At 51.6% G+C, this 17,474-nt stretch carries 19 protein-coding genes; 9 read left to right on the top strand and 10 right to left on the bottom strand.

Translation table 11 applies throughout. From position 1 onward, the window contains the following. The first annotated feature begins 50 nt into the window (after nt 1-50). A complete protein-coding gene (locus OXB_RS11045; protein WP_041074291.1) occupies nt 51-2,222 on the top strand; it encodes a YhgE/Pip domain-containing protein in 2,172 nt (723 codons plus the stop codon). Nucleotides 2,223-2,580: 358 nt separating this feature from the next. Further along, on the top strand, nt 2,581-4,266 hold the full coding sequence (locus OXB_RS11040) for a methyl-accepting chemotaxis protein (RefSeq protein WP_041074289.1): 1,686 nt from the start codon (nt 2,581-2,583) through the stop codon (nt 4,264-4,266). Between the two features lie 127 nt (nt 4,267-4,393). Here OXB_RS11040 and OXB_RS11035 read toward each other — a convergent pair whose 3' ends face one another. The 3 genes from OXB_RS11035 to OXB_RS18690 form a co-directional block, all read right to left on the bottom strand. Further along, a complete protein-coding gene (locus OXB_RS11035) occupies nt 4,394-5,179 on the bottom strand; it encodes an N-acetylmuramoyl-L-alanine amidase family protein (RefSeq protein ID WP_052483984.1) in 786 nt (261 codons plus the stop codon). Nucleotides 5,180-5,254: 75 nt separating this feature from the next. Then, on the bottom strand, nt 5,255-5,875 hold the full coding sequence (locus OXB_RS11030) for a DUF421 domain-containing protein (protein WP_041074287.1): 621 nt from the start codon (nt 5,873-5,875) through the stop codon (nt 5,255-5,257). Between the two features lie 310 nt (nt 5,876-6,185). Then, nucleotides 6,186-6,302, bottom strand: coding sequence for a YhfH family protein (locus OXB_RS18690; protein ID WP_144399687.1), 117 nt, complete (start codon nt 6,300-6,302; stop codon nt 6,186-6,188). Nucleotides 6,303-6,523: 221 nt separating this feature from the next. On the opposite strand from OXB_RS18690, the gene OXB_RS19055 reads away from it, so the two are divergent. After that, nucleotides 6,524-6,682, top strand: coding sequence for a hypothetical protein (locus OXB_RS19055; RefSeq protein ID WP_173426006.1), 159 nt, complete (start codon nt 6,524-6,526; stop codon nt 6,680-6,682). A gap of 345 nt (nt 6,683-7,027) precedes the next feature. Here the strand turns inward: OXB_RS19055 and OXB_RS11025 are convergent, their stop codons facing one another. Continuing rightward, nucleotides 7,028-7,528, bottom strand: a complete 501-nt coding sequence (locus OXB_RS11025) for a hypothetical protein (protein WP_158333681.1) — start codon at nt 7,526-7,528, stop codon at nt 7,028-7,030. A gap of 34 nt (nt 7,529-7,562) precedes the next feature. Further along, entirely contained in the window at nt 7,563-7,874 is a 312-nt protein-coding gene (locus tag OXB_RS11020; protein ID WP_041074283.1) for a hypothetical protein, read from the bottom strand. A 526-nt stretch (nt 7,875-8,400) separates the two neighbouring features. Between OXB_RS11020 and OXB_RS11015 the strand changes: the two genes are divergently transcribed. From OXB_RS11015 to OXB_RS11005, 3 genes are all read left to right on the top strand, one after another. Beyond that, the gene (locus tag OXB_RS11015) at nt 8,401-8,901 is read left to right on the top strand and encodes a DUF2243 domain-containing protein (RefSeq protein ID WP_041074281.1); all 501 of its coding nucleotides are present in this window, start codon (nt 8,401-8,403) and stop codon (nt 8,899-8,901) included. After that, nucleotides 8,891-9,670, top strand: a complete 780-nt coding sequence (locus tag OXB_RS11010) for a cytochrome c oxidase assembly protein (RefSeq protein WP_041074278.1) — start codon at nt 8,891-8,893, stop codon at nt 9,668-9,670. Before OXB_RS11015 ends, OXB_RS11010 begins: the two co-directional genes overlap by 11 nt. Before the next feature lie 83 nt (nt 9,671-9,753). Beyond that, nucleotides 9,754-9,966, top strand: coding sequence for a hypothetical protein (locus OXB_RS11005; RefSeq protein ID WP_041074277.1), 213 nt, complete (start codon nt 9,754-9,756; stop codon nt 9,964-9,966). Between the two features lie 38 nt (nt 9,967-10,004). On the opposite strand, the gene cax is transcribed toward OXB_RS11005, so the two are convergent. Both cax and OXB_RS18865 read right to left on the bottom strand, forming a co-directional pair. Next, on the bottom strand, nt 10,005-11,057 hold the full coding sequence (gene cax / locus OXB_RS11000) for a calcium/proton exchanger (protein WP_041074275.1): 1,053 nt from the start codon (nt 11,055-11,057) through the stop codon (nt 10,005-10,007). Between the two features lie 240 nt (nt 11,058-11,297). Continuing rightward, complete coding sequence (locus tag OXB_RS18865; RefSeq protein ID WP_158333679.1) at nt 11,298-11,435, bottom strand: hypothetical protein; 138 nt, start codon at nt 11,433-11,435, stop codon at nt 11,298-11,300. A gap of 830 nt (nt 11,436-12,265) precedes the next feature. Between OXB_RS18865 and OXB_RS18230 the strand changes: the two genes are divergently transcribed. Continuing rightward, nucleotides 12,266-12,421, top strand: a complete 156-nt coding sequence (locus OXB_RS18230; protein WP_070098235.1) for a DUF1540 domain-containing protein — start codon at nt 12,266-12,268, stop codon at nt 12,419-12,421. A 36-nt stretch (nt 12,422-12,457) separates the two neighbouring features. On the opposite strand, the gene OXB_RS10990 is transcribed toward OXB_RS18230, so the two are convergent. Next, nucleotides 12,458-12,646 carry a hypothetical protein gene (locus OXB_RS10990; RefSeq protein WP_041074273.1) on the bottom strand — a complete coding sequence of 63 codons (189 nt, stop codon included), beginning with the start codon at nt 12,644-12,646 and terminating at the stop codon, nt 12,458-12,460. A 260-nt stretch (nt 12,647-12,906) separates the two neighbouring features. On the opposite strand from OXB_RS10990, the gene OXB_RS10985 reads away from it, so the two are divergent. Further along, complete coding sequence (locus OXB_RS10985) at nt 12,907-13,704, top strand: DUF169 domain-containing protein (protein WP_052483983.1); 798 nt, start codon at nt 12,907-12,909, stop codon at nt 13,702-13,704. Nucleotides 13,705-13,748: 44 nt separating this feature from the next. On the opposite strand, the gene OXB_RS10980 is transcribed toward OXB_RS10985, so the two are convergent. Together OXB_RS10980 and OXB_RS10975 are read right to left on the bottom strand one after the other, a co-directional pair. Next, the gene (locus OXB_RS10980; RefSeq protein WP_041074272.1) at nt 13,749-14,606 is read right to left on the bottom strand and encodes a YitT family protein; all 858 of its coding nucleotides are present in this window, start codon (nt 14,604-14,606) and stop codon (nt 13,749-13,751) included. A 370-nt stretch (nt 14,607-14,976) separates the two neighbouring features. After that, nucleotides 14,977-15,297: a DUF378 domain-containing protein gene (locus OXB_RS10975; RefSeq protein WP_041074270.1), complete on the bottom strand. Its 321-nt coding sequence runs from the start codon at nt 15,295-15,297 to the stop codon at nt 14,977-14,979. A gap of 186 nt (nt 15,298-15,483) precedes the next feature. On the opposite strand from OXB_RS10975, the gene OXB_RS10970 reads away from it, so the two are divergent. Next, on the top strand, nt 15,484-17,205 hold the full coding sequence (locus OXB_RS10970; RefSeq protein ID WP_084212447.1) for a HAMP domain-containing methyl-accepting chemotaxis protein: 1,722 nt from the start codon (nt 15,484-15,486) through the stop codon (nt 17,203-17,205). Nucleotides 17,206-17,474 lie beyond the last annotated feature (269 nt).

Genomic DNA, 17,474 nt, shown 5'->3' with positions numbered 1-17,474 from the left:
TTGGATGGATATAGTAGGAATATCATCCTTTATTCCGAGGGGGAACCGAATTGAAAAACAGTTGGAAAATATATACGAATGACCTAAAGAGCGTCTTGTCGAATTGGGTTGTCCTGCTCATCATCGGCGGCTTGATCGTGCTGCCGTCGTTATATGCCTGGCTGAATATTTACGCTTCTTGGGATCCGTACGGCAAAACGGAAAATATGCCTGTGGCCGTTGTGAATGAAGACCGTGGCGCCACGGTTCGCGGGGAGCGGATTGAAGTCGGGCAGCAACTTGTGGACATGCTGCAAGGTAATCATGATTTCGATTGGCATTTCACGGGTCGCCGGGAAGCTATGGACCAAGTCACGAATGGCGATTATTTTTCGGTGCTCGTCATCCCGGCAGATTTCTCCGAAAAACTAGCCTCCGTCGTCTCGGACGTTCCGCAAAAAGCGGAAATCGAATATTATGTAAATGAAAAAATCAATTCCATCGCCCCGAAGATCACACAAAAAGGGGCTTCCGTCATTGTAAATAAAATTAGCGGCCAATTCACTGCAACGGTGAACGGCGTCATTTTCGATTTATTCAATCAGTTAGGGATTGAATTGGAAAATGATTTGCCTGATTTGGAAAACTTTGAAGCCTATGTATTCGAAATGCAGAAAAAGCTTCCCGAGGTGAATGATCTGCTGATTGGCATGACTGAGGATGCCGCCTCCGCGCAGACGATCATCCATCGGGCTCAGACGTTGATGCCGACCGTGCAAAATATGACTTCGGAAGGGCTCGACACGTTGCAAGACGCTTCCGCCCTACTCTCCGGCGCGCAGAAAAGACTGGCGGACATCTCCCCGGGCGTCCGGGAGGATTTGGAGAAAGCGTCCAAGATCGCAAAGGATGTGGATTCCTTTTTACAGCGGGTGAACGGCGTATCACTCGATTTCACGGAATTGGACCGGGTCAAAACGGAACTCGACAATCGATTGTCCGAGTCCATCGGTATATTGAACGAAATATCGGGAGATGTGCAATGGCTTAAAACCATCAACCAGGAGAACGCGGCGCATGATGCCGTCTCCACAAGATTGGACGATGTATCGGCGAAAGTGAACAACGTCCAATCATTTTTGCGGGAGTCGCAGACCAATGCCCGTTCGCTGAATTCGCTAGTGCAAGGGAAGCAGGCAGACCTCGCGAAAACGTTGACTGACCTGCAAAGCATTGCCGCGAACACATCATTGCGGTTGGACGGCTTCATCCAAGAATACAATGAAGTCATTGAACCGACGATCCGCAAAGAGACGGAGCGGGCCCGTTCGGTTCTGCAGCAGGCCCAAACAACGTTGACGACGATCCAGTCTACGCTGCCGAAAGTGAGCGCGACCTTGACGAGCGCATCCGGTCGGATTTCCGAAGGGCAGACGATGATCAAGGATGCATTGGGGAAATACCCCGCCGTCCATACTCGGGTCAATGAACTGGCCAACCGGCTCCAGCAGCTGCAGGATGAAACGGATCTCCCGGAAATTATCGGATTACTGCGCAATGACCCGGAGGCGGAGCGGAATTTCTTTGAAGAACCCGTCACGTTGAATGAACACAAACTGTTCCCCATTCCGAATTACGGCACCGGGATGACACCGTTCTATACCGTACTATCCCTTTGGGTCGGCTGCCTTCTGCTGATTTCCTTATTGTCGACGGAAGTGAAACCAGAGGAGCTGCCGACAGCGAGGCAGTTGTATGTCGGACGCCTCCTCACCTTCTCGACGTTCGGCCTCTTGCAGTCGATCATCGTCACCGTCGGCAATTTAGTAGTCGTCGGCGTAAAACCGCAAAACCCGGTCTGGTTCGTGCTGTTCGGCCTGCTCATCAGCCTGTTGTTCATCATCATCGTCTACACGCTCGTCTCTTTATTCGGCGATGTCGGAAAAGCACTTGCCATCGTCCTGCTCGTCCTTCAGATTGCTGGGTCCGGGGGTACCTATCCCGTCCAGCTGTTGCCGGACTTCTTTCAATGGATCAACCCGGGACTTCCCTTCACCTATGCAATTGACTTGATGCGGGAAGCGGTCGGCGGCATCGTTTGGCCCCGGATCACCCGGGACCTCTCCTTCCTACTGCCAGTCGCGATAGCCATCTTTTTAATCGGGTTCTTCTTCAAAAAGAAGATCAACGAAAAGACACGCCAGTTCTTAAAGAAATCACGGGAATCGGGATTGCTCCATTAGAAAAGCTGATCTGGAACAAACCGCCGGCGCCTCCTCAAAATGGATGGAGGAGCCGGCTTTTTTCATGTCCAGATACACTTCACAACTACTGGTTAGTGAGGAATAATAACAGATTACATGAGTGGTAACCGGCTAGGAGGTAGCACAACGATGAGAGGACTAGTTTATGTATAAAAAATGGTGCCAGGCACTCACACAGCTCTGAATTGTGTGTGCCTAGCACTTTTTTATAGATATGATACTTTTTTAATATTTCATTATTTAGTCACTTGACCGATAATTAAGAAGTATAGCATTTTTAAAGGACTTTTGACATTCTTGGCGAAAACGGATACATACATAAAGGGGGGCGATATTCATGACAATCGGTAAAAAAATATATGGGAGTTTCAGCTTAGTATTAGCCATTCTCTTGGCATTTTCCATATTCAGCTTGATGCAATTGAAGAAAATCGATCAGGAGTATCAGCACCTGCTCGACAATCGGATGAAACAAGTCCACCTATCGGACGCAATCCAAAAAGAAGCGGCGATGCAAGGCTTATACATCCGTGCCTATTATTTGCAACGCGACATGGGATCGCTCTCCGCCTTGGAATCCCATCAGGAAACGTTGCGCCAATCGATCGATGAACTGACTCCGTTCATTCAGTCCGAAGAAATGGTCACCGCCCTCGGGCAGATTGAAGAAAATATGGGGAATTTCGATGCGGCCGCGGCCGAAGCGGTGGACTACATCAAGAAGGGACATTACAACAGAGCAGAACCGATTATGAACACGGAGATTCGGAGCGCTACAATCGGAATCCAACAAGGGAGCGAACGCATCCGTGCATTCCAGGAGACCTTGATTGTCGAGGATCGGGCCATCACGGAAAATGAAATAGCCGTCGCCCGGCAATCGCTGATCATCGCTTCCGTTGTCTTCATTCTACTAGGATTCCTCATCGCAACGTTTCTCGGACGGAGCATTTCCCGCCCTGTCAAGCGGTTGGTGCAAAAGGCCGTTCTCATTTCGGGCGGCGACCTGACACAGGATGATATCCGATTAAGATCAAAGGACGAACTCGGCGATTTGGCAACAGCGTTCAATGAAATGAAAGGCAATCTGCATTCGCTCATCCGCACGGTGAACGACAACGCACTCCAAGTTACGGCTTCTGCCGGGCAGCTGTCCGTCAACACTGAAGAAGCGGCACGCACTTCCGAGGAATTGAGTCGTCATATGGAAACGATGGCCGAGGGCGCGCAAACAGCAGCCGCTTCCGCAGAAGGCAGCTCCTCAGCGATGGAAGAAACCGCAGTAAGCGTGCAACGCATCGCGGAATCGACACAAAGCTTGCAAACCCGGGCAATCGAGACGATGGGACTCGCGGAAACGAGCGAACAATCCGTCCGGTCTGCGAAGAATCAGATGACAGTCATCCATGACTCCTCTTCCCAGACGAACGACCTGATCCGGCAATTGAGCAGACAAATCCTTGAAATCGAGGACATTACGCAAGTGATCACCAACATCACCGAACAGACGAACTTGCTGGCGCTGAACGCGGCCATCGAAGCAGCCCGGGCCGGCGAGCACGGCAAAGGCTTCGCGGTCGTCGCGGAGGAAGTGAAGAAGCTTGCGGAGCAATCCAAAGCATCGGCAAGCCAAATCGCCCAGCTCACGATCACGATCCAGCAAGATGCGAAAAACGTGGAACAAGCCGTCGCAGGCAGCCTGAAAAATGTAGAAGAAGGCGTCAGCGTAATCGATGAAGCCGGCCAGGCCTTCTCAGCCATCGTCTCCGCGGTCCAACAGATGAGCGGGCAAATCGTGGATATTTCTGCAGCTACGGAAGAAATCTCAGCGGGCGCGGAAGAAGTTTCCGCCTCCGTCCAGGAAATCGCCATTCAATCGTCCCAATCTTCCGAGCGAACCCGACAAAGCACGGCCGCGGTTGACGAGCAACTCGCTACATTGCAAGAAATCAACGCGGTCGCCCATACCCTGAGCGGGCAGGCGCACCAGTTGCAGCAAGCAATCCAGGAATTTAGAGTGTGATGATCGAGGACACGCATGCCGGCATTGTATCATAGGTAAAATTGCTATTGTTTTACTAAACCCCACCTCTACACAGGTCTCACATAAGAGGTGGGGTTGGTTTTTTCAATATAATTTTCCTTCCAAATCAACCCGGCGTATTCCCACTAGACCATTCCTCTTTTAATCTCCTCATCGCCCGAACAATCATCACCGCCACCTCTTCACGAGTAGCCGGCCGTCTTGGATACGTACCATTCGTAATTCCAAGATCCACCGCCTCCTGGAACTCCTGCGCCAGCCATTCGGAAGGCGGCGCGTCTTTTTCATACGAATCCGGCAATTCCCCTTCCCCCTTTCCACCCTTTTTTTCCCGAAAGTCGAAATAGGCGGCCAATCCTTCCGCAATTGCCTCGCCCTGCGCCTGTAACCTTGCTGCCGAACGCAACGCGAGGATGTCGATCGTTGAATCCATGAATCCGCCTTCCGTTAAAATGGCAGGCATCGCTGTTTCGCGCAACACATGGAGATTCGCCCGCTTCAAGCCGCGGTCCGCAAGCCCCATCGCGCGCACGATCCGGGGATGGACGAGGCGTGCCAAATCCACCGATTTCGGATTGGCCTGCGGATGGTCGTACGTATACGTTTCGACGCCGCTCCAATCCCCCCATGTCCCGCTGTTGGCATTATGATGGACGGCTACGTAGACATCCGCTTGCCAGCGGTTCGCCCGGTCCGTCCGTTCCCGAAGCGGCACATCCCGCCTTCCCGTCGGGTCGTCCACCCGCAATACGTCGACTCCACCATACGACTGCAACTTGGCGATGCACGCCAAGACGACTTGATTATTGAAATCCCATTCTTTCTCCCCATCCGGCGAACGTTTGCCCGGCGTCGGCAATCCATGCCCGGCATCCATCACAATCTTTACCAAAGTTGACCTCCCCTTTCTTCTTTCACTTCCTATATAGCGCTTTTCTCGCCGATTGGGTACAAAAAGCCGGGTCCTTTACTGCAACCGTTCCGGCGGGTCCATCAGGTCATGACCTTGCTCGATTTCCTTGAACAAGGGAGCGATGTTTTCCCCCTTCGCCATTCCGTTGCCCGTATTGGAGCCGCCCAACTCCACCAGCGCCTCATCCAACTTTTGCAGCAGCCGATCCACGTCTTCTTTTGTCGCGGGCTTTTTCCTATCTGCCAGCTGATAGCCAAGTTGGCCGCTTGGTTCGATCGTCGCCCATTGCACATCCGTAATCTTGCCAATCCCCTTCTGCCGCAAGTGCATCTCCAGCTGATCCACCGAGAGCCGCAACTTCCGCAGATTCTCCTCTTGCAAGCGTCCGCCTTCGATGACTACAGTCGACCTGCCGGTAATCAACCCCTCCGCCCCATCCCATTTCAACTGAAGCAACTCAATGACCAACATCGTCCCGATCAACACACCCGCCACGACGATTGTCGTCCAAACACTTTTAGAAGTCACAGGCTGTATTAACAACGTCCCGATGGAAATCATAATGACAGTCTGTGCGATCGTCATTTGCGAAATCGACTTCCTCCCCGATAAACGGAGCAGGAAAATGCCGACTACCAATATTAAAATCACTTGCCAAATCAAACTTACATCCATTTCAATCCCTCCTCGGATACTCTTCTTCAGTATCGCTCAGTGGATTCTATTCCATTCGGCCGCTCCCCGGTGAAACAAGGGAATCCGGTACTTTTTCCTGTTAAGATAGTGTATGCGGCTTGAGGCGAGGCGTCGAGGTCGGGCAGCGGGATAACGTCTTGGACTGAAATGAGTTAGTTGAAAACTTGAGCTTGCAAACAATCAGTCCGTGACAGCAAGCGTGTCGAATAATACACGATGCAACCAACTATCGTCGCCATAACGAAAAAACGTCCCGAATCCCCTCCAAACGGGAACCCGGAACGCTTTTTCACTCTTCATGACGGCCGATGCAACGTTCACATTCATACAACATGGACTCGCGATGCTCCTCGATTTTTGCACCGCATTCCTTGCAAATCTTTTCACTGTGGTTGTCTTTCTTCATCCTGTTTTCCTCCTCTTACGTTTTTTGGTCTTCTCTGTTTTGTAACAGTTATTTTTAATTACCACTAGTATATAACAGTTAAAACATTTTGTCACTTCATTCTGACGAAACAGATTATTACGCGACCAATCACCGTATGGTCGGACAAACCGAAGTAAGCCCGATTAGCTCGAATAAAACTACGTGAACGGTCCATAGTAGGACGGAAAGGAGTGTGTCAAATGGGACGAGACGAACATACAACAGGCGGGAACAATTCCCGTTCACTGCCGCAGACACCGAAAAACCAGAAGATCCAGCCAAAGAAAGTGACAGAGGAAATCGCCAATGAGTTTGCCGAATTGCATCAGTCGAAAAAAACAAAACACAGGAAAAAATAAGCCAGGTAAAATGTGGAGGACGCCAGCTCATCTCCGACAAGCTGCGGCTGGTTGCAAACAAACCCGATCAGAATTTCCCCTCCGTACCAAAACAGGAGCTGTCCAGAAAGTGGATTTTCCGGTTAAACACGCAAAAAGCAAGGGCTCTGGTCGCTTTCCGCGGGCCAGCCGACGAGCCTCCTCCGGCTTACAGCCGTGCGGGGTCTCGTCGGCCGGCTTTCCCGCAGGAGTCTCCCGGCGCCCTTGCTTTTTGCTAGTATCCAACTCTGTGCCTGGACTTTTCGGACAGCCCCCTTCTTTCTAATTTGGAATTAACAAACTATAGATCTGTGAATAGTTTGAAATTCAGTCGTGTGTCCGCTTTCGCTCTCCCTCTCCCGGCAGGGCATGCCGCTCCCGATAGGCCTGAATGCCTTCCTGGAATTTGATTTGCGCAACACCGTGGACAAAATGAAACAGCAAAAACGCGAAAGGGGGCATCAACCAGAGCAAAAACCACCAAGGACTCTCCCGAATGCCAAGCGCCAAGCCACCGACGAAACCTACAAGTACAAAGAGGACCGCAACATAACAAATACAGGCATAGAAAAGAAGAAAGACGATGTTCACATACAGCAAGACGAGCGCATGAACTTGCTTTCGCTTGTTTCCTAGGTGTCGGACGAGGTGCCAAGATTCACGTATATCACCCGCCGACCGCCGGAGTACCGACCTGGCCGACTCCAACAGCAATCTCACATCGAACCGCCCCCCGTCTTCAAAAAGCGGTCCTGCACCCAGCAATATCTGCGGCCGTTCCAGTAGAAAAAGCGGATCACCGCTCCGCCCTTCTTCCACACCTTCCACCCAATCGGCATCACATCGAGATACACGCGGCTCATCATCCTTTCCCTGGCAAAACCCCATTCGTGATTTTATGCAGCATCTTTCTTAGAATCCAACTCCATAGGCTGAGCGTCAACAAGACAATCAGCGCAAAGACGATGAACCGGACTGCTGGATTCGAAAATTGCCCAGCAATCCAGTTGCCCCCATAATAAATGCTGACAAACGCGATACCTACCGCAGCGAGGAAGGAAAACAAAGCGAACACCAATTGAAGGAAGGATAATTCCCTCACGACTTTCCTATTTTTCGCAATAACATAGATGCCCATCACGATACAAAACACCGACACCACTAAATCCTCCAATGCAAGCACCTCTCTTTTGTAAACAAGTGAACCCAGTCCAACCCGATTGCCATCCATTCTTAATACAATAATGAAAAATAAACCAAAACTTGATTATCCCAAGCAAATACTCTAGTACACAATACGATTTACGGGGTTTGGAAGTTTGATAACAGAAACAGGAGCCTCTCTTCAAATCGATCACTTTGAAGATGACGTCGGGACTTGTCCCGATATATTCTTTATTTAAATCCCTCTTAAATACTCTAGTTATTGGCGGGGTCAAGCTGTCCCGACTACAGCTGGTCAGTTCGTCACATCTGTCAGGGCCAGGATGAACCATCTCTCATTTTACTTTTCTACAAAATATTTCCTGGATAAACATTCAAAATCCGGAGGGGCAAATTAAGGTTCATTTCATTCAACTACTGGATGGTGGATAAGTCGGACGGTCTTTCCGCTTATTGGTTACAATTTCCGTCTCGCGGTTTGCCCCCTTCCCATCCAGGCAATACTAATGAAAAACAGTTGGCAGGTGACAAAACGGATGGCATCCAAAACGATCCATTGGGAAAATCGTTCCGCGTTCGCACAGCGGAACTTGTGGGCGGGCATTCTGTTCGGGCTCGGGTTTGTGGCGTTCATTGACGAAACGGTATTCCACCAATTGCTCCATTGGCATAAATTTTATGATAAATCGACGGTCGCCATCGGTCTCGTGTCGGACGGGCTGTTCCATGCGTTCAGCTGGTTTGCGACGGTCGGCGGGCTGTTCCTCGTAGCGGATCTGGCTCGAAGGCAGGCGCTTTGGCATAAGATGTTCTGGGGCGGCAAGCTGCTCGGCGGCGGCGCATTCCAACTTTATGACGGAACGATCCAACATAAGGTGATGAGGATCCACCAAATCCGCTACAATGTCGAAATCCTGCCATATGACCTGGTGTGGAATATCTCGGCAGTGATCCTGATTCTGATTGGCGTGCTGTTGATTTCTTCTGCGCGACGCGACGAACGGCAGGCGAAAGGGGCGGTCGTCCATGCCTCCTGAACCGTCCGCCTGGACGTTCACCGATTGGTTTTTCGGCATTCCCGCCCTCCTCGCCATCATTCTTTACACAGCGGCCGTCCGTGCAAGCAACCGGCGCGGCAATCTCCGTCCGTGGCCTTGGCACCGGACGCTGTTCTGGCTACTCGGCGTGCTGCTTAGCTCCGTTGCGCTCGTCGGACCGCTCGCCCATACCTCGCATGATGACTTCGTCGTGCATATGGTCGGACATCTGCTCCTCGGGATGCTCGGGCCGTTGCTTCTCGCACTCGCCGCCCCGATGACGCTTCTGCTCCGGACGCTGCCTGTCCGCGCGGCGCGGAAAATAAGCCGGCTGCTGAAAAGTCCGGTCGCCCGCTTCTATTCGCACCCGATCATCGCGTCAATCTTGAACATCGGGGGACTCTGGCTACTGTATACGACGTCTTTATACGAAGCGATGCACCATCATCTTTTGCTTCATATCGCAATTCATATCCATGTTTTCACAGCTGGCTATCTTTTCACGATTTCCCTAATTTATATCGATCCAGTCGCCCATCGGCTCAGCTATCGATACCGAACCACCGTCTTCATCTTTGCATTGGCGGGGCATGGCATCCTGTCAAAGTTCCTGTACGCCTATCCGCCCGCGGGCGTCCCGTTCGAACAAGCCCGCCCCGGCGCGATGCTCATGTATTACGGGGGCGATGCGGTTGATTTGATCCTCATCATCCTGCTATTCCAGCAATGGTACAGATCGATTCGTGTGCCGCAGCTATCCAACGCCTAATAAGGAAATCTCCCTGGAAATGGGAGGCTTCATTACTCCACCTCCTTCATCCGTACATATAGTACAACGAAGGAGGTGTTTTTATGTCGAAATGCTGTGACAGCGCGGTTTCGTTATTCTTCCTCTGCATCTTGGCAGCCTATTCGCTATTCGGGCTTTTTATCCTGCTGCCGCGATTGCTTCCTTGTGCTTCTCTCCTCTTGACAATTCTCCTCATTGTCATCGCCATCTTGGTCGCCGTCTTCGCCTTGGCCATTATTCTGAAAGGACTGGCCCGCCTATTCCGCCGTTACTAGCACGAAAAACAGCAGCCCCTCCCCCGGCTGCTGTTTTCTTATAATAAATAAAACCCAATGCCCATGATGATGTACGCCGCAAACAATATCAGCCCTTCAAACCAGTTCGATTCGCCGTCATTTGATAAGTTGATGACGAGTAAAGCGGCAGTGATCATCGCGACGAGCTCCGGAATCGTGAACACGAGCGGCATCGCCACTGGCATGAAAATCGAAATGAGGACGAGGATCGGCGCCACGAACATCGCCACCTGCAACGTCGAGCCGACCGCGATTTCCACAGACACATCCATCCGGTTCTTGATAGCCATCGTAATAGCCGAGACGTGTTCCGCCGCGTTCCCGACAATGGCGACGATGATGACCCCGATGAACAACTCCGTCCAGCCGAATTTTTCGCCAAGCGTTTCAAATGTATGGACGAGCTGTTCCGAGACGAACGCGACCGCCACCGTCGCAACGAGCAAGACGAGGATCGATCGCCCCTTCGTCCACTCCGGTTCCTCTGTCTCTTCCGCCGGCACATCGGACGAGGAAAACACCCCACGATGTGTGACAAGTTTAAAGAACAAGCCGGCCATATAAATCGCGATCAAGATGACCGAGATGCCGATGCTCAAATTGAAAGTCGTCCGCGGGTCCATCGACATCGAGAACACTTCCGGAATGACGAACGCGACGATAATCGCGAAGATGAGCAATCCGGAATTATAGCGGGCATCATGCAGACTGAACTTCTGCCGCTGGAATTTGATGCCCCCTGCAAAGAAGGACAAGCCAAGCACGAGGAGCAAGTTGCCGAGGACGGAACCCGTCAACGACGCAAGCACGATGCCGACCAACCCGGCTTTCAAGGTGAAAATGGAAATAATCAGTTCCACGGCGTTCCCGAACGTCGCATTGAGCAACCCGCCGACCCGCGGCCCGCTGACAATCGCCAAACTTTCCGTCGCCCGTCCGATATAGCCGGAGAGCGCAATGATGGCAATGCAGCAAAGGACGAACATCGTAATCGCGGACCAATGCAGAAACGCACCGATGCCGACAAGCGGCACCCCGACGAACGCCAATATCGCGAAGATCCGATCCATCTTCCGCACCCCCTCCAAGCGTTTTCCTTCCTATCATTCCCTTCCACGAATTCGGACAAACCAACTGCATTCAATGCGGCCCCGCACGCTTTCACCGGAATGAATAAATTACGGAAAAACGCATAGACTACTAGTCACGGAGCCGCGGCACGCTCTGTCCTGCACAGGGGCACTTTCGGCAGAAGGTGGAAAAGAAAACTTTGCCCTCCGGCCGGGAGAGACGATTCCCGGTAGTGCCGCTCATTCCGCCCCGGACATCCGCTTCATCTCCAACTTCTCCAACCGCTCCTCCAACTCCTTATTCCGTTTGATCCCCTCGAGTGCATACAACATCGACAACAAAGCGAGCAGAAACGAAGCATACATAAACCATTCCATGCCGCCCTCCTCCTTTCCCGACCGGTCCTTTACTTCCTATCATCCCCAATAGACGGGGCGAATTAAACCTAGTCTCCGAAACTAGAGAGCCTTCTCTATCGATTAATGAAGTAATGGAAAACGACGAACCCGTTTCGTTGCAAAAAATATGAAAAAGCGGCCTTACCGCCAGAATTTATTACAACAGCCCGAACGATGTGTTAAAGCGTCAGCGTTTGGGAAGGTTCTTACTATACCCTACACATGAAGAGGTGCAGATTGACATGTCCCCATCCGACCATCGCAAAATCGGCCGCCTCGTCATCTTCGGCATCCCCTTGATCATCCTGCTCGGCCTTGCCATGCCGCCAATGGTCGTCTGGACGGCCGGCGACGAGGTCCTGTTGAAAGCGAGCGCCCCGGCACAGGAAGAAACCGAATCATTCGTCTTATTGCAATACGCCATTGAGCATGTCCCGGAACCGTTGTTCTCCGATAGTTTGAAGGCCGCCCTCGCGGCTGAAGACGCCTCCCCGCCAGTCAAGGTTTTCGGTCAACTGGACAAGCAAGGGATGTACCACGTCCTGACCGGATTAACCGATAGGAAACCGGAACACGGTCTCTACCTATCCGGCAAACTGTACAACGCAGAACGAGCCGACACGTACACCGTCGACTTCGGACTCTCCCGATTCCACTTGTTGGAAACAAATGAAGACCCCGCGGATGGCCATTGGACAGCCCGTGTGAACGTCAAATCTGGCTACGGCGTCGTCAAAGAAATTTCCAACCGGATGCCGGATTATCCCTTCCCCCCTTGGGCATCATACGAAAGAGGAGGTGGAAGGATCATGGGTCAACGCATCCTTTGTGAAGTCAACAACTGCACGTACTGGGGCGCCGGCAACAAATGTCAAGCAGACGTCATCTACGTCGTCAGCCAACACGGCAAACAAGCCGCCGACAGCGAAGAAACGGATTGCAAGACATTTAAACCGGAAGACTGACCGCCACCCGTGCCCGCCAAGCGCTGAACAGTAAGTTCAGCCTTGGCTTTTTGCGTTGAAGTCGATTTGCTGTCGGACATCGAGCGCCGTTCGTTGGACATCTTCTCCATTTTGTTGAACACTCGTCCCGAGTCGTTGGAAACCCCTACAATCGTCGGGCACTTTCCGTCTTTCGTTGGACACCTGCCACTCTTCGTTGGACATTACCTTCACTTCGTTGGACATAGCCTCCATTTCGTTGGACACTCGCCCCGTGTCGTTGGAAACCCCTACAGTCGTTGGACACCTTCTCCATTTCGTTGGACACTTTTCACCATTTGTCGGACATCTTCTCCATTTTGTTGAACACTCGCCCAAATTCCTTGGAAACCCTTACGATCCTCAAAAACTCTCCTTGACAACCCCTTTGAATAGATAGATAATTACGACAGTTGCACCAATTACACTAACAAAAGGAGAATGGTTCACGTAAAGGGGGATTCGTTATGAACGCAGAAACGCAAATGTCGTATGATTTTAAAGAAATGGTGAATGAGCTCAATCAGTACTTGAAACTCAAGACGATTCCGATCGGGATGAAAATGTATTCGTCCGTCGAGGAAATGGAAGCGGTTTCAAAGATTCGGCGACCGCAACGCCGCCATCTGCTCGATCAGATTGTCGCTCAATCGGCGCGTCTCGGTTGGACGGTCGGCATCACGGCCAATGATCTAGCAATGAAGCAATGCGGGGCTATCGCGGGACTCCTGCCTCAGGACGAGGACTGGCTATCGGGGGAAGCTATGGATGGAGTCTGGTTCGGCACACGTGAAGATTCGGCCGCGCACCAGGAAAGTTTGGACGTCGTCAAGTTTGGGAAATATAAAGCACTTGCCGTTTCGCCTCTCGAATCGGGGCGGATCGAGAATCCGGATATTTGCCTACTCTACGGGACACCGGGACAGATGATCCTGTTAATCAACGGCCTGCAATGGGTCGGGTTCAAGAAATTCGAATGGAGCGTTGCGGGGGAAAGTTCGTGCGCGGATTCATGGGGACGTGCATTGTCAACCGGGTCGCCCAGCTTATCCATCCCTTGCTACGCAGAACGACGGTATGGCGGCGTCCTGGATGATGAACTGCTCATGGCCATACCGCCTGCCGACTTGGCGAAAGGAATCGAAGGTTTGAAAAAGCTGGCCAAGAACGGTCTTCGCTACCCGATTCCTCAATACGGAATCCAGTCCGATCCGACCGAAAGCCTCGAGCCGATTTACCCGGACTGGGTACGGCCCTCGATTTGATTTCACCCATTCACAAGGTGTCGGAAAATTCCCGACACCTGTTCTCATTCCACCACTTCGCCCTCTTTCCGGAAGAAGCCGAAAATCCCGACCGTTTGTACGATATTCGTGAATGCTTTCGGGTCCACTTCCTTGATGATCTTCTCCAGATCATATAATTCATAGCGTGTGATGACGACGTACAACATATGCTTATCCTCTTTCGAATAGGCCCCTTTGGCAGGCAAAATTGTAATCCCGCGAACCATTGTCCGATGAATTGCCTGCTGAAGTTCGTCCGCCTGATTCGTCACAATCATCGCTGTCAACTTCTCGTGACGCGTATGGATCGCATCGATGGCAGAGGTCGTAACATATAAGGTCAACATCGTATAAAGTGCATTTTCGGGTTCGTATAAAATTCCCGCCAAGATGATGATGACGCCGTTCAGAATAAGAAAATACGTTCCGATCGGCTTGCCTTTCTTGCGGGACAGCAGCATGGCGATGATGTCCAATCCTCCTGTCGAGGCTCCAAGCTTCAACGTGTAACCAACGCCGATCCCCATTAGGACTCCGCCAGCGACCGCATTCAAGATGATGTCATCCGACACCGACAACACAGGCAGCAACTCAAGGAATAACGTCATGAACGCGACCGAGACGATGCTGTAAATCGTGAATCCTTTCCCAACTTTGAACCAGCCAAGCAAGACTACCGGAATGTTCAATATCAGCAATAATACTCCCGTGCTCAACGTGATACCGAAATAATCATAAAGCACACTCGACACCAGCTGCGCGACGCCGGAAAATCCACTGGCGTAGACATTCGCATTGATCAAGAAAAAATTCAATGAGAGCGCAACGAGAAATGAGCCGAGAACGACGGCGATAATGCGCTTGACTTCAATAAAAAACATGGCGGCCCTCCCCTGGACAAAATGATGCAATGCCACGGCATGTACACGTACCATCATACTACAATTCCCGGAAATCTTGCATCCTGATCGGCATTGTCCAAAGAACCTGAATTCTTGGAAAGGGAGGGCCGATTTGCTGGGTCTCATTGCAAACTTTGTATAACTCCCCGGTTCTATTCACACTATATGAAGTCAATTGTCAAGAAAGCATGCGGAGAAACACGGAATAGCCATGAATTTCCGCGATTTCACATTGCGCAAAGACTCTGGGAAATAGGTCGAACTCGACTTGCGATGGGTTGCGATAAACGTTGCAAAGAATACAAAAAGACCCCTTTCGCGCCCAACGATCGAAAGGAGGTATTTTATCTCAGTCTTCCTGGTCCACGTCTGGATTCCGTCTGCGTGTCAAGTCATGCTCTTCCCCGAACTCAGTATGGAGGTTCGGATTCGTAAACCGAGGCTCTCGATGCACTTCTATTCGTTCTTCGCGTCTTTCCTCCGGCTTGAACAACAATCCCAAACAAATGAGTCCGCTTAAGCCGACGAGCCCGTACACGACACGGGACCAAAACGCGCCCTGCCCGCCGAACAGCGTGGCGACCAGGTCAAATTGAAATAAGCCGATCAATCCCCAATTCAGCGCTCCGATTATGACTAATCCCAACGCAATCCGTTGTAATGTTCCCATCATATGCCTCCTTTCCCTATATGGATTATCATTGTCCATCCACAGATTTTCATACATGCAAAATGGGAAGGTCTCCTGAAACCCGGAACGTAAAGCTCCAGTTAAAACTATTTTGCCCATTACCGAATACTCATTATTCCCACTTTTCCGCAATAAATCTATACGCCTATCAACAGATGGTCTATAATGGTAATCATATATAGCAAATGGGGTGATGGGATGCGATTGACTGTAGGTCGGAAGTTGTGGGGAGGATTTCTGACAGTGCTTCTTTTTTTGATTATTGTTGGATTGGCGGGATACGGATCGCTATCTAAAATGAATGAACAATATCGTTTTTTAATCGATGACCGGATTCAGAAGGTTTTATTGCTGGAGGAAATGGGGGCCATCCAGAGTAATATGACGAGCGAGATACGCGGTTTTTTATTGATGAAAGACGGTGTGCATCTGATGAGCCGGATCGGATTGAGCGACCGGTTTGAAGAGATTTACCAGCAACTGACGGAGATGATGGCCAGTACGGAGAATCAGGCAATTCTAGGGGAAATCCGGGAGGCCAATCAAAGTTATACAGGGATCTTGGACATGATTCTGGTCGATGCCAGCAACGGTAAATTTGAAAGCGCTTTAGCGAATCTACCGAACGCCACCGGATATGAGCGGCAAATTGCGGAACAGATTGCGCAACTCATTGAAACTCAGAAAGTAGAAATGGCCAGAACAGAGAGTGCATTGAAAGCGCAATCGGCCCAGACGCGGAACCTCATTTTGGCAATGATCAGCGCCGCGATTTTGACAAGCGTCCTCGTCGCGTACTTCATCGGCCGCAGCATCGCACGTCCGGTCATCCAGATGACTACGGCTATAATGGAAATCGCCCGGGGCAATCTGGCGACGGAGCCAGTGATGATCCGGAATCGCGATGAAATTGGGGATATGGCAAAAGCGTATAATGCCATGACGGAGGACTTGCGGAACATCATCATGCGCGCTCGGGATACATCTGTCCAAGTGGCGGTTCAGGCGGAAGAACTGTCTGCCAGTTCTGAAGAGAGCCTGGCAGCGTCGGAAATGGTTGCGGACATTTCAGAGCGCAACTTGACCGGAAGCGATGAACAGGTGACGATTGTCGGCGCCACGACCTCCGCGATGGAAGAAATGGTCGCAGGAATCGACCGAATCACCGGGGAAAATGAAGCGATGCTCCGCTCCTCCGAAGAAGTGACGCGCCTCATCGTACAAGGCGCGGACTATATGGATAATGTAGCGGAGCAAATGAGCCGCATTCACATGGCGATAGACCATACCGCGGATTGGATGAAGGAAATGGCGGAGCACTCGAAGAGCATCCGCAACGTCACAGGCCTCATCACCGCCATCGCCGAGCAGACGAACCTGCTCGCTCTGAACGCGGCGATTGAAGCGGCGCGGGCCGGTGAACACGGGAAAGGGTTCGCGGTCGTTGCGGAAGAGGTGCGCCACCTGGCCGAACAATCCCGCACTTCCGCGGCCGAAATCGGCCAGACGGTGGATACGATGATCGCTGATGTCGCCCGTGTTGTCGAAAGCACCAATCAGAGCAACGAACTGGTACAGGGAGGGTTGGCCGTCACGAAGCAGACGAACGAAGTGTTCGACCAAATCGAACATGCCGAACGGGATGTCGCTGAAAAAATCACCACTGTCACCACCGCCATCGAACAGATCCGACAAATGACCGGCCACGTCGTAACAGGAGCTGCAAAAGTCCAAAATCTTGCCCAGCGTGCCGCCACCGAAGCCCAATCGACAAGCGCCGCCACCGAACAACAACTGGCAGCCAACGAGGAAATCTCCTCCAACGCACAAATCCTCGCCGGACTCGCCGAGAAACTGCAATTGGATATGGAGCATTTTACGGTCTGACGGGATGGGGGGTTATTACTTTGAATGCTGCGTTGGGGAGTCGCTGTCAAGCGTTGCGGGTTTTGACAAGAGCGTTATAGTTCGGCAGTACGTTTGGGAGTTTATAAAGATAGTTTTGAACTAGGGGCTGTCCGAAAAGTCCAGGCACAGAGTTGGATACTAGCAAAAAGCAAGGGCGCCGGGAGACTCCTGCGGGAAAGCCGGCCGACGAGACCCCGCACGGCTGTAAGCCGGAGGAGGCTCGTCGGCTGGCCCGCGGAAAGCGACCA

Source organism: Bacillus sp. OxB-1 (assembly GCF_000829195.1).
In the GTDB taxonomy this organism is placed as follows: domain Bacteria; phylum Bacillota; class Bacilli; order Bacillales_A; family Planococcaceae; genus Sporosarcina.
Note: the sequence above shows the minus strand (reverse complement) of the source record. Positions and strands in the feature narration are given on the sequence as shown.